General features: G+C 67.4%; 23 protein-coding genes and 1 pseudogene. 14 read left to right on the top strand and 10 right to left on the bottom strand.

Annotated features, from left to right (window positions below; translation table 11 throughout):
• Positions 1-17: 17 nt before the first annotated feature.
• Positions 18-305, top strand: coding sequence for a DUF1330 domain-containing protein (locus DIE03_RS35180; protein WP_124456700.1), 288 nt, complete (start codon positions 18-20; stop codon positions 303-305).
• A gap of 51 nt (positions 306-356) precedes the next feature.
• A complete protein-coding gene (locus DIE03_RS35175; RefSeq protein ID WP_124456699.1) occupies positions 357-647 on the top strand; it encodes a hypothetical protein in 291 nt (96 codons plus the stop codon).
• Here DIE03_RS35175 and dhaL read toward each other — a convergent pair.
• Together dhaL and DIE03_RS35165 are read right to left on the bottom strand one after the other, a co-directional pair.
• On the bottom strand, positions 557-2,257 hold the full coding sequence (gene dhaL / locus DIE03_RS35170) for a dihydroxyacetone kinase subunit DhaL (RefSeq protein WP_124456698.1): 1,701 nt from the start codon (positions 2,255-2,257) through the stop codon (positions 557-559). The two genes, DIE03_RS35175 and dhaL, sit on opposite strands and share 91 nt — an antisense overlap.
• Positions 2,258-2,482: 225 nt before the next feature.
• A complete protein-coding gene (locus tag DIE03_RS35165; RefSeq protein WP_124456697.1) occupies positions 2,483-3,637 on the bottom strand; it encodes a sigma-54-dependent Fis family transcriptional regulator in 1,155 nt (384 codons plus the stop codon).
• 477 nt (positions 3,638-4,114) lie between these two features.
• Here DIE03_RS35165 and msuE point away from each other — a divergent pair, with 477 nt between their 5' ends.
• The 4 genes from msuE to DIE03_RS35140 all read left to right on the top strand — a co-directional run bounded on the left by msuE (position 4,115) and on the right by DIE03_RS35140 (position 8,717).
• Entirely contained in the window at positions 4,115-4,675 is a 561-nt protein-coding gene (gene msuE / locus DIE03_RS35155; RefSeq protein WP_124456696.1) for an FMN reductase, read from the top strand.
• 36 nt (positions 4,676-4,711) lie between these two features.
• Positions 4,712-5,815 carry a dimethylsulfone monooxygenase SfnG gene (gene sfnG, locus DIE03_RS35150; RefSeq protein WP_124456695.1) on the top strand — a complete coding sequence of 368 codons (1,104 nt, stop codon included), beginning with the start codon at positions 4,712-4,714 and terminating at the stop codon, positions 5,813-5,815.
• Positions 5,816-5,990: 175 nt separating this feature from the next.
• Positions 5,991-7,226 (top strand): SfnB family sulfur acquisition oxidoreductase, encoded by a 1,236-nt coding sequence (locus tag DIE03_RS35145; protein WP_124456694.1) that lies wholly within the window; start codon positions 5,991-5,993, stop codon positions 7,224-7,226.
• A 42-nt stretch (positions 7,227-7,268) separates the two neighbouring features.
• The gene (locus DIE03_RS35140) at positions 7,269-8,717 is read left to right on the top strand and encodes an APC family permease (RefSeq protein ID WP_124456693.1); all 1,449 of its coding nucleotides are present in this window, start codon (positions 7,269-7,271) and stop codon (positions 8,715-8,717) included.
• A 32-nt stretch (positions 8,718-8,749) separates the two neighbouring features.
• Here DIE03_RS35140 and DIE03_RS35135 read toward each other — a convergent pair whose 3' ends face one another.
• Entirely contained in the window at positions 8,750-9,397 is a 648-nt protein-coding gene (locus DIE03_RS35135; protein WP_124456692.1) for a LysE family translocator, read from the bottom strand.
• Between the two features lie 110 nt (positions 9,398-9,507).
• Between DIE03_RS35135 and DIE03_RS35130 the strand changes: the two genes are divergently transcribed.
• Complete coding sequence (locus DIE03_RS35130) at positions 9,508-10,359, top strand: LysR substrate-binding domain-containing protein (RefSeq protein WP_124456691.1); 852 nt, start codon at positions 9,508-9,510, stop codon at positions 10,357-10,359.
• A gap of 22 nt (positions 10,360-10,381) precedes the next feature.
• Here DIE03_RS35130 and DIE03_RS35125 read toward each other — a convergent pair whose 3' ends face one another.
• The gene (locus DIE03_RS35125; RefSeq protein ID WP_124456690.1) at positions 10,382-11,272 is read right to left on the bottom strand and encodes a LysR substrate-binding domain-containing protein; all 891 of its coding nucleotides are present in this window, start codon (positions 11,270-11,272) and stop codon (positions 10,382-10,384) included.
• A gap of 152 nt (positions 11,273-11,424) precedes the next feature.
• On the opposite strand from DIE03_RS35125, the gene DIE03_RS35120 reads away from it, so the two are divergent.
• Positions 11,425-14,472: an FAD-binding and (Fe-S)-binding domain-containing protein gene (locus DIE03_RS35120; protein WP_124456689.1), complete on the top strand. Its 3,048-nt coding sequence runs from the start codon at positions 11,425-11,427 to the stop codon at positions 14,470-14,472.
• Positions 14,473-14,564: 92 nt separating this feature from the next.
• On the opposite strand, the gene DIE03_RS35115 is transcribed toward DIE03_RS35120, so the two are convergent.
• From DIE03_RS35115 to DIE03_RS35105, 3 genes are all read right to left on the bottom strand, one after another.
• Complete coding sequence (locus DIE03_RS35115) at positions 14,565-14,867, bottom strand: XRE family transcriptional regulator (protein ID WP_124456688.1); 303 nt, start codon at positions 14,865-14,867, stop codon at positions 14,565-14,567.
• An 87-nt stretch (positions 14,868-14,954) separates the two neighbouring features.
• The gene (locus DIE03_RS35110; protein WP_124456687.1) at positions 14,955-16,109 is read right to left on the bottom strand and encodes a branched-chain amino acid ABC transporter substrate-binding protein; all 1,155 of its coding nucleotides are present in this window, start codon (positions 16,107-16,109) and stop codon (positions 14,955-14,957) included.
• A 639-nt stretch (positions 16,110-16,748) separates the two neighbouring features.
• Complete coding sequence (locus DIE03_RS35105; protein WP_124456686.1) at positions 16,749-17,648, bottom strand: DMT family transporter; 900 nt, start codon at positions 17,646-17,648, stop codon at positions 16,749-16,751.
• Between the two features lie 57 nt (positions 17,649-17,705).
• On the opposite strand from DIE03_RS35105, the gene DIE03_RS35100 reads away from it, so the two are divergent.
• The 4 genes from DIE03_RS35100 to DIE03_RS35085 all read left to right on the top strand — a co-directional run bounded on the left by DIE03_RS35100 (position 17,706) and on the right by DIE03_RS35085 (position 20,786).
• The gene (locus DIE03_RS35100) at positions 17,706-18,683 is read left to right on the top strand and encodes a LysR substrate-binding domain-containing protein (protein WP_124456685.1); all 978 of its coding nucleotides are present in this window, start codon (positions 17,706-17,708) and stop codon (positions 18,681-18,683) included.
• 196 nt (positions 18,684-18,879) lie between these two features.
• Positions 18,880-19,551: a nitroreductase gene (locus DIE03_RS35095; protein WP_124456684.1), complete on the top strand. Its 672-nt coding sequence runs from the start codon at positions 18,880-18,882 to the stop codon at positions 19,549-19,551.
• 36 nt (positions 19,552-19,587) lie between these two features.
• Positions 19,588-20,055: a sodium:proline symporter gene (locus DIE03_RS35090; RefSeq protein WP_124456683.1), complete on the top strand. Its 468-nt coding sequence runs from the start codon at positions 19,588-19,590 to the stop codon at positions 20,053-20,055.
• A 221-nt stretch (positions 20,056-20,276) separates the two neighbouring features.
• The gene (locus DIE03_RS35085; protein ID WP_124456722.1) at positions 20,277-20,786 is read left to right on the top strand and encodes a hypothetical protein; all 510 of its coding nucleotides are present in this window, start codon (positions 20,277-20,279) and stop codon (positions 20,784-20,786) included.
• A 63-nt stretch (positions 20,787-20,849) separates the two neighbouring features.
• On the opposite strand, the gene DIE03_RS35080 is transcribed toward DIE03_RS35085, so the two are convergent.
• The 3 genes from DIE03_RS35080 to DIE03_RS35070 all read right to left on the bottom strand — a co-directional run bounded on the left by DIE03_RS35080 (position 20,850) and on the right by DIE03_RS35070 (position 23,742).
• Positions 20,850-21,494 carry a glutathione S-transferase family protein gene (locus tag DIE03_RS35080; RefSeq protein ID WP_124456682.1) on the bottom strand — a complete coding sequence of 215 codons (645 nt, stop codon included), beginning with the start codon at positions 21,492-21,494 and terminating at the stop codon, positions 20,850-20,852.
• Positions 21,495-21,598: 104 nt separating this feature from the next.
• Positions 21,599-22,771 carry a porin gene (locus tag DIE03_RS35075; RefSeq protein WP_124456681.1) on the bottom strand — a complete coding sequence of 391 codons (1,173 nt, stop codon included), beginning with the start codon at positions 22,769-22,771 and terminating at the stop codon, positions 21,599-21,601.
• Between the two features lie 137 nt (positions 22,772-22,908).
• A complete protein-coding gene (locus tag DIE03_RS35070) occupies positions 22,909-23,742 on the bottom strand; it encodes a helix-turn-helix transcriptional regulator (protein WP_124456680.1) in 834 nt (277 codons plus the stop codon).
• A 241-nt stretch (positions 23,743-23,983) separates the two neighbouring features.
• Between DIE03_RS35070 and DIE03_RS35065 the strand changes: the two genes are divergently transcribed.
• On the top strand, positions 23,984-25,105 hold the full coding sequence (locus DIE03_RS35065; RefSeq protein WP_124456679.1) for a polyamine ABC transporter substrate-binding protein: 1,122 nt from the start codon (positions 23,984-23,986) through the stop codon (positions 25,103-25,105).
• 11 nt (positions 25,106-25,116) lie between these two features.
• A pseudogene (locus tag DIE03_RS35060) lies at positions 25,117-25,251 on the top strand (polyamine ABC transporter ATP-binding protein); the annotation flags it as partial.

Below are 25,251 nucleotides of genomic sequence, written 5' to 3'. Positions count from 1 at the left end.
CACAAGGGGTACGTATCTTGGCAACCTACATCGTGTTCACAAGGGAAAGCACACAGGACCAGCACGAACTCGACATCTACGGGAGCAAGGTCGGCGCGACGCTTGCCGGTCATCCCGTGAAGGTGCTGGCCGCTTACGGCGCTCAGGAAATTCTGGAGGGCGAAGGGCCGGAGGGTGTCGTGATCGTCGAGTTTCCGTCCAAGGAAGCGGCGCACGCGTGGTACCACGGTCCCGAATACCAGACTGTCGTCCAGCACCGTTTCAAGGGCGCGCGCTATCGCGCGGTGCTGGTTGAAGGCGTTTGAGCGTGATGCGTCAGGCATTCGCTTCGACGCGACACTGCGCCTGACGCAACCATGAACTCGACGACGCCTTCCTCCGCGCCCATCCGTCCGCCGATGGGCCGCCCGGCCACCGTGCTGCTCGCGTTCAGCATGCTGTTCTATCTCGTCGCGATGTTCACCGCGCCGTTCCGCGTCGGCGCGCCGGACCCGCACCCGTGGGCCGACGGCTGGCAGGTGCTGCTGACGGGCTGGATGGGCGTGTTCGTCGCCGTTCAGCGCACGTGCGGCTGCAATGCACGCAACCAGTACGACACGGCTACCGCGCCGCCATCCGGCGTGCCGATCGCGCGCTCGCCGAGATAGCTCGCGCGCCCCGCGCGCGGCGTCATCTGAGCAGTTGCCTCTGCACCTTCCACGGCTGCTTCGACGGCCGCCGTCCATGCGCTTGCGGTATCGCGATCGTTGTCGAGTGCGCGGCTGAATGCGTCGACGGCCGGCACCAGCGCATCGAGCATCGTCCGGTCGCCGGCATGCGCACCGCCCAGTTCGCTGATCGAATCCACGGCCGCGCGGAACGCCGCGGCCCAGTCGCGTGCCGACGGGTCGGCGATATCGGCCAGCCGGCGCGACGCGCGCAGCAGCGCGGTCGCGTAGAACGGTCCCGAGCTGCCGGCGATCGCGCGGCGCAATGCCGCGCCGAGCGCCGCGAGCGCGCCGGCCGGTGTGGCGTACGCGGTGTCGGGCAACGCGAGGATCGCTTGCGCGGCGCGCAGCATGCTCGCGCCGAGGTCGCCGTCGCCGGCCGCCGCATCGAGGTCCGTCAGCGTCTGCTCGTGGTCGACCAGCGTCTGTGCGACCGCCTGCAGCGCCGGCTGCAGGCGCGCGGCCCATGCGCGACCGGCCGCATCGAGCGGCGGCAACGGGGCATCCTGCGACGCGGCCGCGGCGACGCGGATCTGCGCATTCACGGCGCCGCCGCCCGGCCACGCACGCGCCTGCGTCGGCGCGTCGAGCAGCGACGCGCGTTCGTCGTTCAGCCGCAGCACCGAGATCGAGCAGCCGGGCATGTTCAGCGCGGACAGGAACGTGCCGGCCCACGCGCGCGCGACGACGATGCCGCGCCGGGTCAGGTTGTCGTACGCGGCGCGCAGCACGATCGCGAGTTCCATGTCCGGCGTCGCACCGAGTCCGTTGACGAACAGCGCGACGCGTTCGTCGCGGTCGAGCACGAGATCGGCGACGATGCTCGACAGCAGCGTATCGGCAAGTGCATCGGCCGCCAGCGGTGCGCGGCGCTCGACGCCTTTCTCGCCGTGGATGCCGAGACCGAGCTCGATCTCGTTGTCGCCGAGGCTGAAGCCCGATTTGTCGGCGCCGGGGATCGTGCAGCCGTCGAGCGCGACACCCATCGTGCCGAGCTCGGCCGCCGCGTCGCGCGCGATGGCCGCGACACGCGCGAGCGGCAGCCCGCGCGCGGCGGCCGCGCCGGCGAGCTTGTGGATCAGCACGGTGCCGGCGATGCCGCGCCGCTGGCCACGATCGACACGGCCGCGCAGCGATACGTCGTCGGCGACGATGACCGTTTCGACCGGAATGCCTTCGGCGCGCGCAAGTTCGGCGGCGAGCCCGAAATTGAGCCGGTCGCCCGTGTAGTTCTTCACGATCAGCAGCGCGCCGTTGGGGCCGGCGCTTGCGCGGATCGCGGCGAGCACGGCGTCGGTGGACGGCGACGTGAACACTTCGCCGCACACGGCCGCGCTCAGCATCCCTTCACCGACGTAGCCGCCGTGTGCGGGCTCGTGGCCGCTGCCGCCGCCGGACAGGATCGCGACAGGGCGCTGGGACGGTTCGGGCAACGGCTGGCGGACGAGCACGTGCTCGTCGCCGAGGATCGCGAGATGCGGCGATTGCCGCGCGATGCCTTCCAGCATTTCTCGCACGACATCGGACGGGCGGTTCACAAGCTTTTTCATGGCGACGGATTCCGGACGGGTGAACGGGGCACGGCCGGGCCCGCACGGGCGCCGGCCGGCTTTCGTATTGCGGAGAATCGTGCGGGTGCCCGGTCACCGGGTGCGGACGGTCGCGTGACGGGCAACCGGATGCAGGAGCGGCAACGAAGCACATGCTTCGCGCCACGATACATCAGGTTCGGACATCCCTGCACGGATTGCGGCGCGATCGCGCCGTCGGGACGGTTACTTCAGCGCCGTAATTTCCCTTGCGCGGATCAGCCGCGCGCGCAGCACGTTGCGGCTGATGCCGAGCAACTGCGCGGCACGGATCTGGTTGCGGTGGCTGAAGTCGAACGCGACACGCATTACGGTGTCCTCGATGTGTTCGAAGAGGTTGCCGTGTCCGTCGTCGAACAGGTCGCGCAGCGCGCGTTCGAACGCTGCCTGCGCGTGGGTGGACGATTCGGGCGCATGCACGGCGGCCGGCGGCATGCATGGCGATGCAAGGTGCAGGTCGGTGTCGCGCAGCGCGTCGTGACGGCACACGAGCAGCGCATGATGGATCACGTTCTCCAGTTCGCGGATATTGCCGGGCCAGCCGTGTGCCGCGAGCCGGCGCTCGGCGCGCGGATCGATGCTCCGCGGGCCGTAGCCGAGCCGGCTGCGATAGTCGTCGAAGAAGTGACGCGCGAGCGGCAGGATGTCGCCCGGCCGCTCGCGCAGCGGCGGGACCGCGAGCTGCACGACATTGAGCCGGTAGAACAGGTCGCCGCGAAAATGCCCCGCGGCCACCGCCTGCTGCAGATCGACGTTGGTTGCGGCCACCACGCGCACGTCGACCGGAATGCCCGTGCGCGAACCGAGCCGCACGACCTCGCGCTCCTGCAGCACGCGCAGCAGCTTGACCTGCATCGACAGCGGCAGGTCGCCGATCTCGTCGAGAAACAGCGTGCCGCCGTGCGCGGCCTCGAACCAGCCGGGCTTCGCGCTGAAGGCACCCGTAAACGCGCCTTTCTCATGGCCGAACAGTTCGCTGTCGACGAGCGTGTCGGAGAACGCGCCGCAGTTCACCGCGACGAACGGCCCGTCGCGGCGAGCGCCGAGTTCGTGCACGTGGCGCGCGATCAGTTCCTTGCCGGTGCCCGTCTCGCCGACGATCAGCACGTTCGCGTCGCTCGGCGCGACGCGGCGCACCTGTTCGAGCAGCGCGAGCGAACGCGGGTCGGCGAACACCTGCGCCCGCGCGCGGACCTGTGCGTGGCGTCCGGGCAACGTCAGGACGGATGCGGTGTGCTCCGCAGCGGGCAGGTCGCCCGGATCGTGCGTTTCCGACGCGTTGCGGGGCGTGGCGACGACACGAAGGTTGAGCGGGCGCGACGATGCGGAAGTGAAAGTCATGGCGATGAACCGTTGGATGGCCGGCGACGCAGGCCCGTGTCGGCGGGCGCGGCGGTCCGGCTGCTGCGTGGTCAGCAGAGTGTTCAACGTTTCTCCGCGCGCGAAAAGCATCGATTTCTGATAACCAAAGCGCGATTGCTGCGGAACCAGCAATGGTGCGGGTGAGCGCGATCGATGCGACGTCGAAGCGTCGAATTCGATGTCGCGGCGTGCGATGCGCTGCTTCCTGAGCAGCAGCGCTCGAGCACGACCGCTTCGCCCGGTTCATCGCGCCGTGGACTAACGATGTGACGCAAGCATCGGAAAGCTTGCCGCGCTCGCGCATTTGAGCGAACGCTGTGCCAGGCGGGCGACCACACGGAACTTCGCGATGCAGACGATCACGCAGTGACACGGCCTGCGCCAATGGCACGCTCCTTGCTGACTCGAAGCGGTATCGCCGCATCGACATGCGGCTCGACAACAGGAACGCATCGCATGAGCAATCCCCTCAACGTGGTCGCGATATCGGGCAGCCTGCAGCGGCCGTCGCGCACGCTGGCGCTGATCCACGAGATCGTCGCGACACTCGGCGCCGCGCTGCCGATCGACACGCGGCTGATCGAACTCGGAGAAATCGGCAGCCGGCTGGCCGGCGCACTGACGCGCGCGCAGGTGCCGGCCGACCTCGACGCACTGATCCGCGTGATCGAGACGGCTGACGTACTGGTCGTCGCGAGCCCGGTCTATCGGGCGTCCTATACGGGCCTGTTCAAGCACCTGTTCGACCTCGTGCGCCACGATGCGCTCGTCGACGTGCCCGTGCTGCTCGCGGCCACCGGCGGCAGCGAGCGTCATGCGCTCGTGATCGATCATCAACTGCGACCGCTGTTCAGTTTCTTCCAGGCGCGCACGCTGCCGATCGGCGTGTATGCATCCGAAAGCGATTTCGACCAATACCGGATCGCGAACCCGGCGCTGCGCGAGCGCATCGCACTCGCTGTCGAGCGCGCCGTGCCGCAACTGCGCGTGCCCGCGCTTTCCGCCGCGGCCGCGTAAGCCGCTTTTTCGTTTCCCCTTCGACAGGACACCTTCATGAGCCTTCCCGACCCTTCCGCCGACGGCGTCAAATTCGCATACTGGGTGCCGAACGTCAGCGGCGGCCTCGTCGTCAGCACGATCGAGCAACGTACCGACTGGAGCCTCGAATACAACCAGCAGCTCGCGCGCACGGCCGAGGCGGCCGGCTTCGACTACGCGCTGAGCCAGATCCGCTTCACGGCCGGCTACGGCGCCGAATACCAGCACGAGTCGGTGTCGTTCAGCCAGGCGCTGCTGCATGCGACGACGAAGCTCAAGGTGCTCGCCGCGATCCTGCCGGGGCCATGGCATCCGGCCGTGGTCGCGAAGCAGCTCGCGACGATCGACCACATCTCGAACGGGCGCATCGCGATTAACGTCGTCAGCGGCTGGTTCAAGGGCGAATTCACCGCAATCGGCGAGCCGTGGCTCGAACACGACGAACGCTATCGGCGCTCGAAGGAATTCATCCAGGCGCTGAAGGGCATCTGGACGCAGGACAACTTCACGTTCAAGGGCGATTTCTACCGCTTCAACGACTACACGCTGAGCCCGAAGCCGGTGCAGAAGCCGCATCCGGAGATCTTCCAGGGCGGCAGTTCGCGTGCGGCGCGCGACAACGCGGCGAGCGTGTCGGACTGGTATTTCACGAACGGCAATACGCCGGAGAACCTGAAGGCGCAGATCGACGACATCCGCGCGAAGGCGGCCGCGAACAACCATCGCGTGCGGATCGGCGTCAACGCGTTCGTGATCGCACGCGATACCGAGGAGGAGGCGAAGGCCGTGCTCGACGACATCATCCGGCACGCGCACGTCGAGGCCGTGCACGCGTTCGGCGATGCGGTGAAGGAGGCCGGCAAGGCGTCGCCCGAAGGCGAGGGCAACTGGGCGAAATCGACGTTCGAGGATCTCGTGCAGTACAACGACGGCTTCCGCACGAACCTGATCGGCACGCCGCAGCAGATCGCCGAGCGGATCGTCGCGCTGAAGGCGATCGGCGTCGATCTCGTGCTGGCCGGGTTCCTGCACTTCATCGAGGAAGTCGAGTACTTCGGCAAGCGCGTGCTGCCGCTCGTGCGCGAACTCGAAGCGCAGCGGCAGGCAGTGCCCGCGTGATGCGCGACACCGACGCGAGACCGCGCTGACGCAAGCGGCGAGCGGGGCGCCTGATCGGCTCGCGCAGCGACCGTCGCGGACGAACCCGGTCGGACGTCCCCGCATTCCCGAACAGGCGATCGACGGCGGGCGGAACGGCACCGTCGATCGATTCATGTCATTTGCCGGAAATTTCATGTCCACGGAAATCATCGAAGAAACCACGCAACCGCAACCGCAAGCGGATGCGGCGCTCGTTCCGGTCATCGGCTCGGATGCCGAGGCCATCGAGGTCGCGCACCGTATCGCGGCGCGACTGGCTGAGCATGCCGCGCTGCGCGATCGCGAACGTCAGCTGCCGTTCGACGAGATCGAGCTGTTCTCGTCGAGCGGCCTGTGGGGCATTACCGTGCCGCGTGAATACGGCGGTGCGGAAGTATCGAACGTCACGCTCGCGGAAGTGATCGCGATCGTGTCGCAGGCCGACCCGTCGATCGGCCAGATTCCGCAGAATCACTACTGCCTGGTCGAAGACATTCGTCTCGAAGGCAGCGATGCGCAGAAGCGCTTCTTTTTCGATCTCGTGCTGAAGGGCACGCGCTACGGCAATGCGTTTTCCGAAGCGGGCGGCAAGAACGTGCTCGACATCCGTACGCGCGTGCGCCGTGACGGCGACGGCTTCGTGCTGAACGGCCGCAAGTTCTATTCGACCGGCACGCTGTTCGCGCACTGGATTCCGGTGCTCGCGCTCGACGAGTCGGACCAGGCCGTACTCGCATTCGTGCCGCAGGGTGCGCCGGGGCTGACCGTGGTGGACGACTGGAGCGGCTTCGGTCAGCGTACCACCGCGAGCGGCACCGTGATCGCCGAGAACGTGCGCGTGAGCCCGTTCGAGATGTTCCACACGCAGCGTTCTTACGATCGTCCGACTTTCGCGGGGCCGTTCGCGCAGATCACGACGGCCGCGATCGATCTCGGCATCGCACGCGCCGCGCTGCAGGACACGATCGACTTCGTGCGGCAGCATGCGCGTCCGTGGATCGACAGCGGCGTCGAGCGCGCGAGCGAGGATCCACTGACGATCGCACAGATCGGCGACATCGCCTATCGCGTGCATGCGGCCGAGGCGCTGCTCGAGCGCTCGGGGCGCTTCGTCGACGCCGCGAAGCGCGAGCCGAACGAACAGACGGTCGCGCAGGCCGCGATCGCGGTGGGCGAGGCGAAGATCGCGACGACCGAAGTGTCGCTGCTCGCCGCAAGCAAGCTGTTCGAACTCGGCGGCAGCAAGTCGACGCTGGCGAAATACAACTTCGACCGCCACTGGCGCAACGCGCGCGTGCATACGCTGCACGATCCCGTGCGCTGGAAATACCACGCGATCGGCAACTACTACCTCAACGGCGTGAAGCCCGCGCGCCATTCGTGGAACTGACCGGCACGCACCGCACCGCTTCAATCATGACGAGGTGAATCGATGAATCATCCGGCTACATCCGCGCAAGCGCTACCCGCCCCGGGCCTCGCGCCGCACGCCAGCGGCCTGCGGCGCAACTACCTGAGCCTGCCCGAGCTGATCGCGCAGTCGATCGGCCTCGTCGGCGTGTCGGGCGGGATCGGCGTGCTGATTCCCGCCGTATTCGCGACGGCGGGCAACGGCACGTGGCTCGCGTACCTGTTCGCGATCGTCGCGCTGCTGTTCTCGTCGTGGAGCATTGCCGTGTTCGCGCGCGATTCGGCATCGCCGGGCGCGCTCTATGCGTACGTGTCCGTCGGCATCGGGCCGACGTGGGGCGCCATCTGCGGCTGGTCGCTGCTGATCGCGTATGCGTTTGCGGCGGCGGGCATCCTGCAGGGCACGATCAATACGTTCCTCGTGTTCGGCCGCGAAACCGGCTTGCTTGGCGGCGCGACGCCGGTCGGCGCAGTGCTCGGCCTGACCGTCGTCACCGCGTTTGCCGCGTGGTACATCGCGTTTCGCGACATCCGGCTGTCCACGCGCTTCACGCTGTTCGTCGAACTCGCGACGCTGCTGCTGATCGCCGCCGTCGTGATCGGGGCGATCGCATTCGGCGGTCATCCCGTCGATCGCGCGCAGCTGACGCTCGAAGGCGTGAAGCCGACGCAACTGCAGCTCGGGATGGTGCTCGCGTTCTTCAGTTTCACCGGGTTCGAGAGCGCGACCGTGCTCGGCGCCGAGGCGCGCGACCCGTTCCGCGCGATTCCGCGCGCGGTACTGATCAGCGTCGTCGGTCCGGCGCTGCTGTTCGTGGTCGGCGCTTACGGGATGGTGAGCGCGTTCCACGGGCAGACGCCGCCGCTCGATCGCGTCGACGGGCCGCTCGCGGTGCTCGCGCATCGGCTCGGCGCCGGGTGGATCGGCGTGTTGATCGACGCAGGGGTGGCGCTCAGTTTCTTCGCGGCATTCTTCTCGTCGATCAACGCGGCGGCGCGCATCGTCTATACGTTCGGGCGGCAGGGCGTGCTGCATGCGTCGACCGGGCGCGCGCACGACACGAATGCGACGCCGCACGTCGCCGTCGCGCTGATCGCGGTGCTCGCGCTGGCGACGGCGCTGGTGTCGACCGCACACGGCACGACGCTGCTCGATTCGTACGGCTATCTCAGCTCGATTGCCACCTATGGCTGGCTGCTCGCATACGTGCTGGTCGCGGTCGGTGCACCGCTCTATCTGCGCCGGCAACGCAGGCTGCGCGCGCGGCACGTCGCGATCAGCGCCGTCGCGGTCGTGCTGCTTGCGATTCCGCTCGCCGGCAGCGTGTACCCGGTGCCGGACGGCGTCTACGCATGGCTGCCTTATGTGTTCGTCGTGCTGCTGGCGGTCGGGGTCGCGTGGTTCGTGGTGCTGCGCGTGCGGTTTCCGGAACGGTTGCGCGAGCTGGAAGCCGAACTGCCGACGCAGTGAGCCGACGTGCGTCGCGATATGCGTCGCCGCCGTTACGCCGCGCCCGCCATTCTCGACGCTTCGACCACCATCTGCACGCCCAGCCCGCCGAGCACCGCACCCATCGCCCAGCGCTGCGCGAGCAGCAGCGTCGGGCGCCCGTGCAGGAGCTTCGCGATGCTGCTCGAGCAGATCGCCACCAGCCCGTTGGCCGACGCGAACGCGGCGATCAGCAGCGACCCGAGAAACAGCGACTGGCCGAACACGCTGCCCTGCCGGTAGTCGATGAACTGCGGCAGCAGCGACACGAACAGCATCGCGAGCTTCGGGTTCAGCACGCTGGTCGTCGCGCCCATCGCGAGCAGGCGCATCGGCTGCTCGTTCGGCAGTGCCTGCACCTCGAACGGCGAACGTCCGCCCGGCCGCACGGCCTGCCACGCGAGGTACAGCAGGTAGACCGCCCCGACCGCGCCCAGCGCGCTGCCCGCATAGGGCACGCTCATGAACAGCGTCGTGATGCCGAACGCCGCGCCGAACATGTAGAACAGGTAGCCGATCATCACGCCGGCCAGCGAAATGAGCCCGGCCGTGCGGCCTTGCGCGATCGAGCGCGACATCACGTAGACCATGTTCGGCCCGGGCGTGACCGCGAGCATGCCGCCGATGGCGAGAAATCCGTAGAGCGATCCGGAGGGTTGCATGTTTCCGCTTCCTGCATCGAGTGAGTGCTGACGGAGTTCATTGTCCGGCCGTGGAGGCGAACAGTAAAACGGGATAAACTGAATCGATTGATCAGATTTCCTGAATCGACATGAAAAAGCTCGACCTCGATGTGCTCGCGATGGTGGTGGCCGTCGCCGAAACCGGATCGTTCGCGCAGGGCGCGCAGGCCGTGCACCGGTCGCCGTCGGCGGTGAGCATGCAGATCAAGGCGCTGGAAGACGCGCTCGGCAAGCCGCTGTTCGTCCGCGACACGCGCAACGTGACGGCGACCGACGGCGGCACGATGCTCGCCGAGTATGGCCGCCGGATGCTGGCGCTGCGCGACGAGGCATGGGCGTCGGTGGTGCGTCCGGAGATCCGCGGCCGCGTGACGATCGGTGTGCCGGACGACTACATTTCGTCGCTGCTGCCGCAGGTGCTCGGCAAATTCGCCGCGATGCACCCGCGTGTCGAAGTGCGCGTGATCGGCCAGCCGAGCAGCGCGCTCGTGCCGATGCTGAAGGACAACACGGTCGACCTCGCGTGCCTCACGCGGATCAAGGGCGTGACCGGCGAGCTGATCCGGATGGAGCCGCTCGTCTGGGCCGGGTCGCCGAAGCGCGACGTGTGGGAGGAGCGGCCGCTGCCGGTGGCGTTTTTCACGTACGGCGGCAGCATGGCGCGCGATCGGGCGGTCAAGGCGCTGAACCGGCAGAAGATCCCGTACCGGATGTCGTACGAAAGCCCGAGTCACCTCGGGCTGCTGAGCATGGTGGAGGCCGGGCTCGCGGTCGCGCCGCTGGCGCGCTGCTGCATCCCGGATCACCTGATGCAGTTGTCGGAAAGCCACGGGCTGCCGCCGCTGGGCGAGATCGAAGTCGTGCTCGCGCGCAGCGCGCAGTCCGCGCGCCCGCCGTGCGACTACCTGGCCGAGCAGATTCTCGGCGAATGGCGCACCTGAGCGGCCCGCGGCCGGCCGCGCGTCAGCACGACGTCATCAGCCATTCGCGGAACGCGACGAGCGACGGCAGCGTCTCGTTGCCCGGCGGATAGACGAGGTAGTAGCTGCGCTGGCTGGTAATCGCGTCGCCGATCGACACGAGTTCGCCGCGGCTCAGTTCATCCTCCACCAGCACCTTCGGCACCAGCCCGATTCCCATCCCGGCGCGCACGGCCTGGATCAGGTGCGACGTCAGCTCGAAGCTCGGGCCGATCCGCATCTGGCGATGATCGAGCCGATAGTGCGAGAACCATTCGGCCCACGCCTGCTGGTTGCTCGTCACGCCCAGCAGCGTCTGCTTGGCGGCCCACGCCGGCGTGCGCGCGTCGGCCTTGCGGCCACGGCCCGGGTCGGGCGGCGCGATCGCGATCAGGAACTCGTTGTACAGCCGGTGCGCGTGCAGGCCGGGCCAGTCGCCCGCGCCGACGGTGATGGCCGCGTCGAGGTCGTCGTGCAGGAAATCGATCGCGCCGATCCGCGAATGAAGATGCACGGTCACGCCCGGATGCGCGGCGTAGAAGTCGTGCAGGTGCGGCAGCAGCCATTTCGAACCGAACGTCGGCAAGGTGGCGAGCCGCAGCGTGCCGGCGCCCGCCTGATGCGACATCGCCTGCAGCGTCGCGCCACGGATGCGCCCGAGCGCGCCGCTCAGTTCGGCAAAGTAGCGGCGGCCGACTTCGGTCAGCTTGACCGAGCGCCCCTCGCGCCGGAACAGCGGCACGCCGAGCTGATCCTCGAGCGTCTGGACCTGCCGGCTGATCGCGCTCTGGCTCAGCGACAGTTCCTCGGCCGCGCGCGTGTAGCTTTCATGCCGGGCGGCGGCCTCGAACACGAGCAGCAATGACATCGACGGGGTCAGGCGACGGTAATTCATGAGTTTTATGCAATATTCGACGGATGAGAATTCGTTTGTTTCTCATGGAATCTCCGAAGATACTGGAATTCCCGGTCGCGTGGAAACTTGCCGAAAATTCATGTTTTGGCGCGCGCATGCCGGCCGGCTCCACCCACACTGCGCTTTTACCCATGTCGATCGCCCCGTTGCCCCGTCCCGCCAGCCCGCCTGCCAACGCGTACCGCGACTTTCTCGCCGCGCTGCGGGCCGCCGGATTCGCCGGGGAGATCCGTGCCGATCACGCGAACCGGACGGTGCAGGCCACCGACAACTCGATCTACCAGCGCCTGCCGCAGGCGGTGATCTACCCCGCGCATGCCGATGACGTCCGGCTGGTGGCACGACTGCTGGCCGAGCCCGCGCACCGCGACGTTGCCGTGGCCGCGCGCGGCGGCGGCACGGGCACGAACGGGCAGTCGCTGACCGACGGCGTCGTCGTCGACCTGTCGCGCAACATGAACCGGATCCTCGAAATCGATGTCGAGCAGCGCTGGGTGCGCGTGCAGGCGGGCGTCGTCAAGGATCAGCTCAATGCGGCGCTGAAGCCGCACGGGCTGTTTTTTGCGCCGGAGCTGTCGACGTCGAATCGCGCGACCGTCGGCGGGATGATCAACACCGATGCGAGCGGGCAGGGCAGCTGCACGTACGGCAAGACGCGCGACCACGTGCTCGAACTCGATTTCGTGCTGATGGGCGGCGAGCAATTGCACAGCGGCGCGCTCGATGACGACGAACTGGAGCGCCGGTGCGCGCGGCAGGATCGTATCGGCAAGGTGTATCGCACCGCGCGCCGCATCAGCGACGACAAGGCGGCGCTGATCGACGCGAAATTTCCGAAGCTCAACCGCTGCCTGACCGGCTATGACCTCGCGCACCTGCGCGAACCCGACGGCCGTTTCAACCTGAACAGCGTGCTGTGCGGCGCGGAGGGCTCGCTCGGCTTCGTCGTCGAGGCGAAACTCAACGTGCTGCCGATCCCGAAGGTTTCGGTGCTCGTCAACGTGCGCTATGCGGGCTTCATGGACGCGCTGCGCGATGCGCGCGCGCTGCTCGAACTCAAGCCGCTGTCGATCGAGACGGTCGACTCGAAGGTGCTGATGCTCGCGATGAAGGATTTCGTGTGGAGCAGCGTGGCCGAGTATTTCCCGCAGGACGACCAGCGGCCGACGCTCGGCATCAACCTGATCGAGTTCAGCGGCGACGACGCGGACGACGTCGATGCGCGCGTGCGTGCGTTCGTCGAGCATCTGCGCACCGATACGAGCGTGGAGCGCCTCGGCCATACGCTCGCGGCCGGCGACGATGCGGTGAAGCGCGTGTATGCGATGCGCAAGCGCGCCGTCGGCCTGCTCGGCAACGTGCAGGGCGAGGCGCGCCCGCAGCCGTTCGTCGAGGACACCGCGGTGCCGCCCGAGAACCTCGCCGCGTACATCGCCGAATTCCGTGCGCTGCTCGACGGCCACGGGCTGCAGTACGGGATGTTCGGCCACGTCGACGCGGGCGTGCTGCACGTGCGCCCGGCGCTCGACATGAAGGACCCGAAGCAGGCCGCGCTGGTGCGGCCCGTGTCGGACGCGGTGGCCGAACTCACGCAGCGGCATGGTGGCCTGCTGTGGGGCGAGCACGGCAAGGGCGTGCGCTCCGAATATGCACCGGCGTTTTTCGGCGAGCTGTATCCGTCGCTGCAGCAGCTGAAGGCCGCGTTCGATCCGCACAACCAGTTCAACCCGGGCAAGATCGCGACGCCGCCGGACAACACGATGCGGCTGCTGAAGATCGACGAGGTGCCGACGCGCGGCGACCACGACCGGCAGATCGACGAGCGCGTGTGGCAGAGCTACGGCACGGCGATGCACTGCAACGGCAACGGCGCGTGCTACAACTTCGATCCGGACGACGCGATGTGCCCGTCGTGGAAGGCGACGCGCGAACGCGTGCAATCGCCGAAGGGGCGCGCGTCGCTGATGCGCGAATGGTTGCGCCTGCAAGGACAGGCCGGCATCGACGTCGTCGCGGCGGCGCGTGCGCGGCAGCCGCTTCTGCGCGGCCTGGCCGAGCGCTGGCGCAACAGCCGCGCGGCGCGCAGCGGCGACGCCGATTTTTCGCACGAGGTGTACGACGCGATGGCCGGTTGCCTCGCATGCAAGTCGTGCGCGGGACAGTGCCCGGTGAAGGTCAATGTGCCCGAGTTCCGGTCACGCTTTCTCGAGCTGTATCACCAGCGCTACCTGCGGCCGCTGCGCGACTACCTGATCGGCTCGCTCGAATTCACGATGCCGTGGATGGCACGCGTGCCTGCGCTGTACAACGGATTGATGCGTGCGAGGTGGATGCGCACGCTGCTCGAGCGGCAGGTCGGGATGGTCGACAGCCCGCTGCTGAGCCGCTTCGATCTCGCGGCCGTGATCCGGCAATGGAACGTGAAGCCGGCCGACCCGCATGCGCTCGCCGCACTGAGCGATGCGCAGCGCGAGCGCAGCGTCGTCATCGTGCAGGACACGTTCACGCGCTATTTCGATACCGGGCAACTGGCGACGCTGATCGAGCTGGCGGCGCGTACGGGCTTCCAGGTCTGGCTCGCGCCGCTCGCACCGAACGGCAAGGCGCTGCACGTCCAGGGCTTTCTGCAGGCGTTCGAGAAGGCCGCGATCCGCAATGCGACGCAACTGGCCGCGCTGGCGCGTTCGGGCGTCGCGCTGGTCGGTCTCGATCCGGCGATGACGCTCACGTACCGGCAGGAATACCTGAAGGTGACGGGGCTTACCGAGGTACCGAAAGTTGCACTCCCGCAGGAGTGGCTGCTGCAGGCACTGCCGGAAGCCGGTGCGGGCGGTGCGACCGGTTCGTACCGGTTGCTGCCGCACTGTACCGAGAAGACCAATGCGCCCGACAGCGGCAAGCAATGGATGCAGGTGTTCGCGCGGCGCGGGCTGCGGTTGAAGGTCGAGTCGACCGGATGCTGCGGGATGTCGGGTACCTACGGGCATGAGACGCGCAATCTCGCGACGTCGAAGACGATCTATGCGCAGTCGTGGGCGGCGCACGTCGACGGCCCGGAGGACGAAGGCGAGGCGCTGGCGACCGGGTATTCCTGTCGCAGCCAGGTGAAGCGCATGTCGTCGAAGCAGGTGCGCCATCCGCTGCAGGCGCTGCTCGATCACGTGCGGGCGGCGGGGTGACGATCGGGCGGCGCGTGTCGCACGGCCCGTGAGGGCGCATCGATCGAGCGTCGAGCGTCCATCTCCTTGCCGCGTTCGACGCATGCCGCCGTTCAGGCGTCGGCTTTCGCGGCTTTCCGCGTGCGCGGCTTTTCCGCCGCGGGAAACACGCCGACGCCGCGCGGCCGTTTCGGCTCGATCCGCATTTGCCGGATCACGCGCCGGAAGTCGATCTCGTGCGCGGCCAGCGTGCCGATCAGTTTCGCGATGACCGCGAGGTGGGACGGGACGGTGCCCTTGCTCGAATAGTTCGTGATCGAACTTTCGTTCATCCGGATCAGGCGGGCGAACTCGCGCGCCGTCAGCTGAGCCTTCTTCAACTCCTGTTGAAATTCCGCATACGCCATTGCACACATGATGCTTCGTCTCCGCGAATCAGAAATCGGTCCGCGTGGCGCCGGCGCCGACAGGTGGCGTTCCCGTCGTGCCGGCGCCGCGGCGGATTACATCTTCACCTGGTCGAGGAAGGTCTTCTTGCCGGTCTTGTAGCCGTAGATCGAGATGATCCCGTGCGTCAGGTCGCCCTTCGAATCGAACGTCGTCGTGCCGATCACGCCGTCGTACTTCGTCGACGGCATCGCCGCGAGGATCTTCGCCGGGTCGGTCGAATTCGCGCGCTTCATCGCGTCGACCGCGATGTAGACCGCGTCATACGCGAACGGTGCGTCGAACTTGATGCCCTGGTTGAAACGCTTCTGATACTTCGCGAGGAAGTCCGCGCCGCCCGGCATCTTCTCGAGCGCAGCGCCTGCCTGCGAGCACAGCACGTTGTCGGCCGCCGGGCCGGCCAGTTCGGCCAGCGAGTCGGTGCACACGCCGTCGCCGGACAGGATCTTCGCGCGCAGGCCGAGCTGCTTCGCCTGCTTCGCGAGCGGGCCGCCGGTGGCGTCCATGCCGCCGTACATGATCGCGTCGGGGTTCTCGCCCTTGACCTTGGTCAGGATCGCGCGGAAGTCGACGGCCTTGTCGTTGGTCGCGTCGTGCGACAGCACCTTCAGGCCGAGCGCCTTCGCCTTCTTCTCGAACTCGTTCGCGAGGCCCTGGCCGTACGCGGTCGAATCGTCGATCACCGCGACGCTCTTCACGCCCTTCGACTGCGCGTAGCTCGCGAGCGCCGGGCCCTGCTGCGCATCGGTCGCGACGACGCGGTAGGTCGTCTTGAAGCCTTGCTGCGTGTAGGTCGGGTTCGTGGCCGACGGCGAGATCTGCACGATGCCCGCGTCGCTGTAGATCTTCGATGCGGGGATCGACGTGCCCGAGTTCAGGTGGCCGATGACGGCGACGACCTTGTCGTCGACGAGCTTCTGCGCCACCTGCGTGGCCTGGCGCGGGTCGGCCGCGTCATCCTGCGCGTCGAGCTGCAGCGTGACCTTCTTGCCGCCGATCGTCAGGCCCTTGGCGTTGATTTCCTCGACCGCGAGGCGCGCGCCGTTCTCGTTGTCCTTGCCGAGGTGCGAGATACCGCCCGTCGTCGGTTCGACGCTGCCGATCTTGACGACCTGGTCGGCCATTGCCGTCGACGCGGCCGCGAACGCGGCGGCAGCCAGTGCAACGGTGATCAGGGGTTTGCAGCGCATGCCGACAGTGCTTCGTTCCATCTGCCATCTCCGAATTGAATGTCTTTCTAGTGACGTCTCGACCGGCCGGCCGGGGTGCCGGGGCGATCGGACGAGTCTCCATACCCATCACGGGCTTCACTTGCATGGCGTCCGGTGGTGTGACGGACCGCCCGGGCGAGCGGGCGGATCGTCGCCGGACATCATGCAATTCGTATGAATATATCTGAAGCCGGTTTTGCGCGCTGCGGCGAATCGCGTAGCGGGCCGGTGCGGCGCGGGCCGGCGCCCGGACGTCGAAGGCCCCGGATGCCGGAAATCGTGCGCTGCGGCGAGCCCCAAGGCTGCGATTCGCTGTCGTCGGCCTTACGGCCACATGCATTATTCGGCCGGTCGCCAGGACGAAGCCATGGACACTGATGCACGGTCAATCGGGAACTGTTCGGTCGATTTGTCTGCACAGTTTGGACACTCGCGAGCGCGTATCCGGTTTCGTCGGCTGGCTTCATCAACGGTTGCCTCCCCTATAACGCAACTAACGGTCAGGTCCGCCAGCATCGGCGAACGGATGCGGACTTCACGGCCTGGATCACCCATTCCGCTTGGCAGGTGCCGGGGTCTTTTCGCCCGGCCCGCATCCGGATCGACGGGCCGGTACTGTCTTTCGGTGACGTTGCGATCCTACGAACGTCCGCGCAATGCGACGAAGACCACGCCGGCAATCGCCAGCAGGCCGCCGCATGCCGTCGCGATGCCGGGCCGCTCGCCCGTCAGCACCATCGACAGCAGCGTCGCGACCGCCGGCGTCAGATAGAGGAAGTTGGCCGCGCGCGCCGCGCCGAAGTAGCCGAGCGCGAAGGTCCAGGTCGCGTAACCCAGCGCGGCGGGAAATACGCCGAGCACAACGACGGCCAGCGCCGTATCGCGCGATCCGCCTGCGAGCGACCCGAGCGCGCCGGGCAGCCAGGGCGTGAGCAGCACCGCGCCGGCCAGCAGCGTGTACGCGGTACAGGTCAGTGCGCCGTACACGGGGATCAGCCGTCGCTGCAAGACGAAATAGCTGGCCGAACACAGCGCCGCGCCGAGGATCAGCGTGCTTCCCGAGCCGAGCACGAGGCCGCCGGGCTGCCCTTGTGCGATTACCGCGATGCCGGCCAGGCTGACCAGCGAGCCGAACCATCCCCAGCGATTGAAGCGCTCGCGCAGAAACACGGCGGCCAGCAGCGCGGTGAAGATCGGCAGCGTGTTCACGATGAAACTCGCTGCGCCGGCCGACACGGTTTGCTCGCCGGTATTGAGCAGTGCGTTGTAAAGCGCGATGCCGAGAAAACCGCACGCGACGAAGCGCAGCGCGTCGCCTTTCGTCGGCAGCGGCGGCCGTCGCCATGCGAGCCACGCGATCACGAGCAGGGCCGCGGTCGCGAAGCGCGCCGACGCGAGCTGCAGCGGTGCGAGGCCGTGCAGGCCGATCCGGATGAACGGGAAGGCGGACGCCCACGAGACGATCGTGAACGCGACCGCGCCTGCCGCGACGAGCGGTTGTCGCGCGCCGCGCGACGTCGATGAGGAAAGGGTATTCATGCAGCCATGGTGCGGCGTGGCGAGATGTTAAGCTAGCGCACAGATCAATATCCGGATATGAAAATGGCTCACAGCTCGGGTTCGCGGCGGGCTGACGATCCGGCGCGTGCGCGCCAGGTCGTGGGCGCACTGCCGGTCGCCGCGCCGGCGCCCGGCCCGCGGCCGCCGCTCGCGAGCCTGGAGACCGTCTGCACGGTGGCACGCGAGGGTTCGTTTCTCGCGGCCGCCGACGTTTCCGGCGTCACGCACGGCGCGATCAGCCGGCGGGTGGCCGCCGTCGAGAACTGGCTCGGGATGGCGCTGTTCGAGCGGCATGCGCGCGGCGTGCGCCTGACGCCGGACGGGCAGCGCTTCGTCGGCCGGATCGAGCAGGCATTCGCGATCATCGACGGCGCGGCCGATCAGTGGCGCTCCCCGCGTACGCCGCGGCTGGTCCGGATGAGCGTGGTGCCCGCGTTCGCGCAGTTGTGGCTGTTCGAGCGGCAGCCTATGCTCGAAAGCGAGGCGCCCGCGCTGCGTATCGAGCTCGGCATCGAACTGCGCAACGTCGATATCGCCGGCGGCGAAGCCGATCTGTCGGTCCGGTACGGGCGCGGCAACTGGCGCCAGCTCGAGACCCGTGCGTTCATGCCGGAACGGCTGTATCCGGTTGCGCATCCGCGGCTCGCCGAGCAGCTGGCGAAGGCGCGCCGCCGAACCGGCGATGCCGCGCTGCTCGACATGCCGCTGCTGCACGATTCCGACGTGACGGGCTGGCGCACCTGGTTCGACGGGCTCGGCATTCCGTTCAAGCCGCGGGCGCAGGATCGCCGGTTCGAGGATTACAACCTCGTGCTGGCGGCGGCCGAAGCGGGCCTCGGCGTGGCGCTCGCGCGGACGCCGCTGGCCGACGCGTACCTGAAGCGCAGTACGCTCGTCCGCGTCAGCCGGCATGAAGTCGATTCGCTGCTCAGGTATCACTTCGTGCATGCGAAGGGCGAGAATCGGCCGGAAGTGCTGGCGTTGATGGAGCGGATGGTGAAAGCGCTGGGGTAGGCGCGCGGCTTGCCGTGGATGCGACGGACCGTGTCCATGCCCATGCTGTTCGCTCGACCGGCGTCGCCAGATCGTTACAATGCAGCCGCGGAATACGGCGAGATCGCCGCAATGAGGCAAAATCGCGCCTTTGGCCGGCGGCGAGCCAATCTCCAACCATTGCAGTACGGGTTCAAACTTGCAGAAAAGGGAACCGATGAATAGACCAGACAAGTCGTCGAAAGCGCGTGCCGCGCTGGATCAACTGTTTTCGGGCATGGCGCCTGCGGACGCGACGCGTTCGTCGCCGCGCCCCGGCAATCCGTTCGAAGCGGCGGACGACGAGGTGTCCCGTGCATCCGGCGGCCGTGGCGGCGTCGAAGTCACGCTGTCGACCCGGATCCAGCTGCGCGGCTATCCGAGCGCCGATGCGTTCATGAAGCGCATGGCCGAAGCATGGGGGCTGGAATGGGGGACGTACGACAGCGTCCGGGCCGTGGCGACGCTGCCGGCCGGATGGCGCTCGCGCCGCCTTCCGGAAGTCACGCAGATCGTCGACGAACGCGACGTGCTGCGCGCCGAGAGCAGCCTGCAGGGCGGCGAGATGTCGTATCTGAAGGTGCACCCGCGCTACTACATCGACGCACGCAAGCGCTTCGGCTGGAGCAAGTCGTCGAAGGCATCCGACGATCCGGATCTCGACGGCCCCGACTGGAACTGCTTCGTGATCGACCGCGAAAAGTCCATCGAAGTGCACGAACTCACGACGTCGTCGCTGAAAGCCGACATGGACAATGCGCGTGCGACGTTGCTGAAATGGCTCGACGAGCACTATCCGAAGCATCGCGACCCGTTTGCGTACTGGTCGGATTGCGAACGGCCGTTGTAAGTCTGCGCAGCGGGCTGTCATCGCGGAGGTTGGCACTTGAAGCAGACCGGTCCGGCTCCGATTCTCTGGGCAGCATTCGGCGCGGCGGTCGCCTCGACCGTCATCGAGCTGCTGCTCTGGGCGATCGTCGGCGATGACGCCGTCCGGAACCTGCTTCGCGACGCGCGCCTCACGGCGGCCATCGTGATGGGGCGCGGCGTGCTCGGTTCGTCCGGCGGCTTCGATCCGCTGGTCATGGGCGTGGCGACGGTCGTGCATGCCGCGCTTTCGCTGGTCTATGCGGCCGTGCTGGCACGGCTGGTCCACGGATTGTCGTTCCGCGCCACGCTGCTCGCCGGCGGCGCGTTCGGACTCCTCTTGTATGGCGTCAACCTGTACGCCTTCACCGCAATCTTCCCGTGGTTCATCCCGGTTCGCGGCGAGATCACGCTGCTAGCCCATCTGGTATTCGGGGGCGCGGCAGCCGCCGTCTACCGCGTCGCGACTCGCCACGCCGTGCGCTGACCACGGCAACGCGTGCCGACGGTTCCGGCACCGGCCCTTCGCATCCAGACCCCAGGAATAACCCGCCTGGCCGCGTCGTTTAGCCGTCAGGAGACCCTGCACGAGGACGCGGTGCGCCATGACCGCCGCGCGCCCCATCGTGCGCAAGCAAACCGGTGTTCCGGGCGCCGCCAGCGACGCCGGGGATCAGGTGGTCGGGGGCAACAACGCAGGAGCCGATCATGTGCAACCTGTTTCGATCCGTGGCGGGCATCGTCTGTCTCGGTCTTTCCACGTCCGTCCTTGCGCAAATGATCGACGATCCTTCGGACAACGGCACGAACTGCCGCGCAGTCGTCGCGCAAGCCGACATCGACGGCACGGCGCAGCAAATCGTCGGGCGCGCGTGCCTTCAAAGCGACGGCACCTGGCAGATCGTGCAAAGTGCCGACGGTAGCGTGCTGTGGTATCCGGTGGCAGCCTATCCGTATGACGACGCGTGGTACTGGGGGCCGCCGGTGTTCATCGGCGCGGGCGTGAGCTTCATCTTCGTCGATCGGTTCCATCGCTTCCACCACTTCGATCACGTCAACCACTTCAACCATTTCAACCCGATCGATCATCGCCGCTTCGGTGTACCGATGGACGCGGGCTTTCACCATGGCGCGTTCCCGGTCGGAGTCGGGCATGGGTTTGGCGGCATGCACCGGTTCGGCGGCATGGGCGGGGCGGGAGGCATGCGGCGGCGTTAGGCCGGCAATCAGCGGTTCCCGAGACCTTCCGGCAAGTCGTTCCGCCGTCGGCGCGGCGCCAGCCTAGTCGAGCTTGCCGCGCAGGTCGTCGAACGGGATCATCACGTTCGCGCGATACGCGGGCCGCGCCTGCAGGCGCTCGTACCACGCTTGCACGTGCGGCAGCTCCGGCCGCGCGATGTCGAGTTCGAAATAGCGATACAGGTGCGTGCCGGCCGCGATGTCGGCGAGCGTGATCGTGTCGCCGGCGAGAAACGGATGTTCGGCCAGCACTGCGTCGAGCAGCTGGAAATACTGCGCGCACTGCGCGATGCTCTGCTCGACGCGCACGGTGTCGCGCTGCTCGGGCGGCGTCCGGAAGTAACCGCGGAACACGCCGTTGAGGAACGTCGGCTGCAGTGTCGTCTGCGCCCAGTCCATCCAGCGGTCGGCGCGCGACTGCTCGGCCGGGTCGTCGCGCCAGAAGCCGGGGCGCCCGTAACGCGCGGCGAGGTAGCGCAGGATACTGTGCGATTCCCATACGACGGTACCTTCGTCGTCGATCAAGGGCACGCGTCCATGCGGGTTCATCGCGAGAAACTCGGGCGTATCGAGCACGCCGAACCGGCCGCCGGCCGGCACGTGCCGATGCGCGAGCGCGAGCTCGTCGACGAGCCACATCACCTTCTGGACGTTGAACGCGTTGCGTCGTCCCCATACCGTCAGCATGCCGGTCTCCTTGCGTCGTGCGGAACCTGAAGTCGGACAGTGTAAACGCCGCAGGCGCGCACCGTGGCGCGCGCCTGCGGGGCAGTCGTCGTGCGACGACGCGATCAGAACTTGTGGCGGATGCCGACGATCGCGAGTTCCTGCGTATCGGTGCCCGAGTTCACGCCGTACGAGCCGACCGATGCGGCCGCTTTCACGGTGGCGCCGCTCGCGTTGAGCGTGTTGCCGCTCGCCTTCTGGTAGCCGAACAGCGCATACAGGTCGGTGCGCTTCGACAGCGCGTAGTCCGCGCCGAGGTTGACCTGGTTGTAGTGCGCGGAAGCCGGGCCCGTCAGAGACGTGTAGTTGTAGCCGACGCCCGCGCGCAGTGCCGGCGAGAACTGCCAGTTGAAGAACGCCGAGCCGTTGTTGAACTTCGCGTTCTGGCTGAACGCCGACAGCGTGTCTGCACCGTACTGCGTATTCGAATACGCGAGGCCGAAGGTCGCCGGCCCGGCCACGTACTGGCCGGCCACGCGCACGATCTGGATCGACTTCGCGCTCGAGAAGCCCTGGTTGATCACGGTGTTGAACAGCGTGTCCGAGCTGCTCGACCACGTGCGCACGCCGTTGGCGACCGTCGTGCCGCCGTTCGCGTAGAAGAAGCCGGCGCCGAGCGACAGCGGGCCGTTCGCGTAGCTCGCGCCGAAGCTGTACGTGCGGCCGTTGCCGGTGGCGCCCGCGACGCCGCCGAAGCCGTACAGGGCCGCGAACTGGAAGCCCGAGATCAGCGGGCTCGTGTACTTCACCGAGTTGCTGACGCGCAGGCTGTTGTCGTAGTTGTCGAGATCGCCGGGCGTCGCGAACACGCCGCCGAAGTAGTTGTCCTGCGTGAGGCCCTGCACGAGATCGACGACCGGATCGTACTGGCGGCCGAGCGTCACGGTACCGTACGTGCTGCTGGCGAGGCCGACGACGGCCTTGCGGCCGAATTCGCGCCCGCCCTGGCCGAGTGCGCCGGTGCCGATGTTGAAGCCGTTCTCGAGCTGGAACAGCGCGGACAGGCCGCTGCCGAGATCCTCGATGCCGCGCAGCCCCCAGCGGCTGCCGGACAGGTTGCCGCTGCTGAACTTGACGAGGCTCGACGCATTGCTGCCGTTCGCGTTCTGCGCGTTGTGCACGTAGGCGATGCCTGCGTCGGCGATGCCGTACAGCGTGACGCTGCTTTGCGCGTGCGCGCCGGCGGCGTACAGCGCGGCCGGCAGCGCGAGCAGTGCGAATGAACGGATGCGTTTCATTGTTGGATTCCCCCGTAGGTCGATTGGTCTGACGAATCGGTGAACGATACGGACGGCGCATCGTCAAGGGAACCAATATATTGTCGAATCGTTATGAGGCGGCGCGGTGATGGATGCGCGCGCAACGGGCTGGCAGCCTACGCGTCGTGCCGTCGCGACGCATTCCTCAGCACGAGCGTCATCAGTTGCCGCCGCGACTCGACGCCGAGCTTCGCGAATGCACGTTTCGCGTACGTATCGACGGTGGACGTCTTCAGCCCCATCGCCTGCGCGATCGCGGCTGACGTCATGCCCTGGATGAACGATGCGCACACATGCATCTCGCGCGCGGTCAGCCGCCCCTGCCATTCGGGCAGCCATTGCGCGACGAGGTCGAGATCGAGCTCGTCGCGCGGCGAGTCGTCTGCGGAGATCGCGCCGAGCAGGCGCTTGTGCGCGGACGCCAGCGGCAGCACGACCTGCGACAGCTGCTTCAGCAGGCTCAGCTCCTTCAGCGAGAACGGCGGCAGCCGCCGCGAGCGCGCGATCGAGATCGAGTAGCGCGTGCCGCCCGTCACGCCCGCGATCACGCATTCGTCGTGAATGTCGCCCGCGTCGAAGAACAGGTGCCGGAGTTCGCTCGCGACGCGCTGCGCGGATACCTGCAGCAGTTGCACGTCGCTTTCGGTTTCGATCGCCGCATACGTCGCATCGTCGCTCGCGTAGCTGCGGTAGTAGTGCCGCATCACCTGCGCGACCAGCTCGGGCTCGCGGCCGAAGCTGCCGATCCAGCCGACGTTGCGCCGGCCCGCCGACGCGCCGCGTTCGTAGTCGAGATGCACGGCGTCGAAGTCGACGTAGCGCACGAGCGTCTCGTAGACGGCGCGCATGAACTGCGGCGTCCCGACCGCTTGCGCGATATCGCCCAGCGTTTCGGTGACGAACGCGACGTGGCTCAGCGGGAGATCGGGGGCGGGAAGCGCAGCGCTCATGGCGTCGGGTGTCGAAGATTTCAGGTGGCGCTACAGGTATCACGAATAATTTCGACTGCCTACGCGGGAATCTACCCAAGCGGCCCGAAACGAAGTCGCCGTTTGTCCCGGTTTGCAGGACTGACGGTGCAGGCCGCGATCTCTACATTGCCCCTTGTGCTGAACACCGCTCGACGGCGTTGACGCGAGTCCGGACGCGGACCGGGCGCAACGGCCGATCCCCATCACAAGGAGAATCCCCATGCGTATCCGTATCCGTCGTCTTCCGGCCCTGCGCGCCACGCTCGTCGCGTCGGCGGTACTGGCCCTCGCGGCCAGCCTGTCGGCCCGCGCGGGCGACACCAACCTGAACGTGTACAACTGGTCGGAGTACGTCGCGAAGGACACGGTGCCCACGTTCGAGAAGCAGTCGGGCATCAAGGTGCGCTACGACAGCTACGACAGCGACGATACGCTGCAGACGAAGCTGCTCGCGGGCAGCTCGGGCTACGACATCGTCGTGCCGACGTCCAACTATCTCGCGCAGCAGATCCAGGCCGGCGTGTACCAGAAGCTCGACAAGTCGAAGCTGCCGAACCTCGCGAACCTGGATCCGGTGCTGATGAAAATGATCGCGAAGGTCGATCCGGGCAACCAGTACGGCGTGCCGTGGGCATGGGGCACGACCGGCATCGGCTACAACGTCGAGGCCGTGCGCAAGCGGCTCGGCGACAGCGCGCCGATCGACAGCTGGGCGCTGCTGTTCGACCCGGTGAACGCGGCGAAGCTGAAAGGCTGCGGCATCTCGCTGCTCGACGCGCCGGACGCCGCGTTCGCCGCGACGTTGCAGTACATGGGCAAGGATCCGAACAGCAAGAACCCGGCCGACTACCAGGCCGCCTACGACGTGCTGAAGAAGATCCGCCCGTACGTGACGCAGTTCAGTTCGGCCGGCTATTCCGACGATCTCGCGAACAACGACGTGTGCGTCGTGCTCGGCTGGTCGGGCGACGTGAGCATCGCGCGGCGGCGCACGCTGGACGCGAAGCGCTCGTACGAGATCCGCTACGTGAATCCGAAGGAAGGCGGCCTGCTGTGGTTCGACGTGATGGCGATTCCGAAGGATGCGCCGCATCCGGAAGCCGCGCTGAAGTGGATCAACTACATCGAGGATCCGAAGACCAACGCGGCGATCACGAACGAGATCTTCTATCCGAGCGCGAACAAGGCCGCGCGCGCGTTCGTGACACCGGCGATCGTGCAGGATCCGAGCGTCTACCTGTCCGACGCGACGATCGCGAAGACGGCGCTCGCGATGCCCAGAAGCGCCGAGATCGCGCGGATGCAGAACCGTCTCTGGCTGCAACTGAAGTCGGGCGGTTGAGGGAGACGACGATGATCCAGCCACTCCCCGCAGTGCCGGCCGCGGCCGGCGCACGCTTCGGCACGGACGCGTTCGTCCGCATCGAGAACGTCGTGAAGAAGTTCGGCGACAGCACGGCCGTCGACAACGTGAACCTGACGATCGCG

The organism is Burkholderia sp. Bp8992, assembly GCF_003853705.1.
GTDB lineage: Bacteria > Pseudomonadota > Gammaproteobacteria > Burkholderiales > Burkholderiaceae > Burkholderia.
Note: the sequence above shows the minus strand (reverse complement) of the source record. Positions and strands in the feature narration are given on the sequence as shown.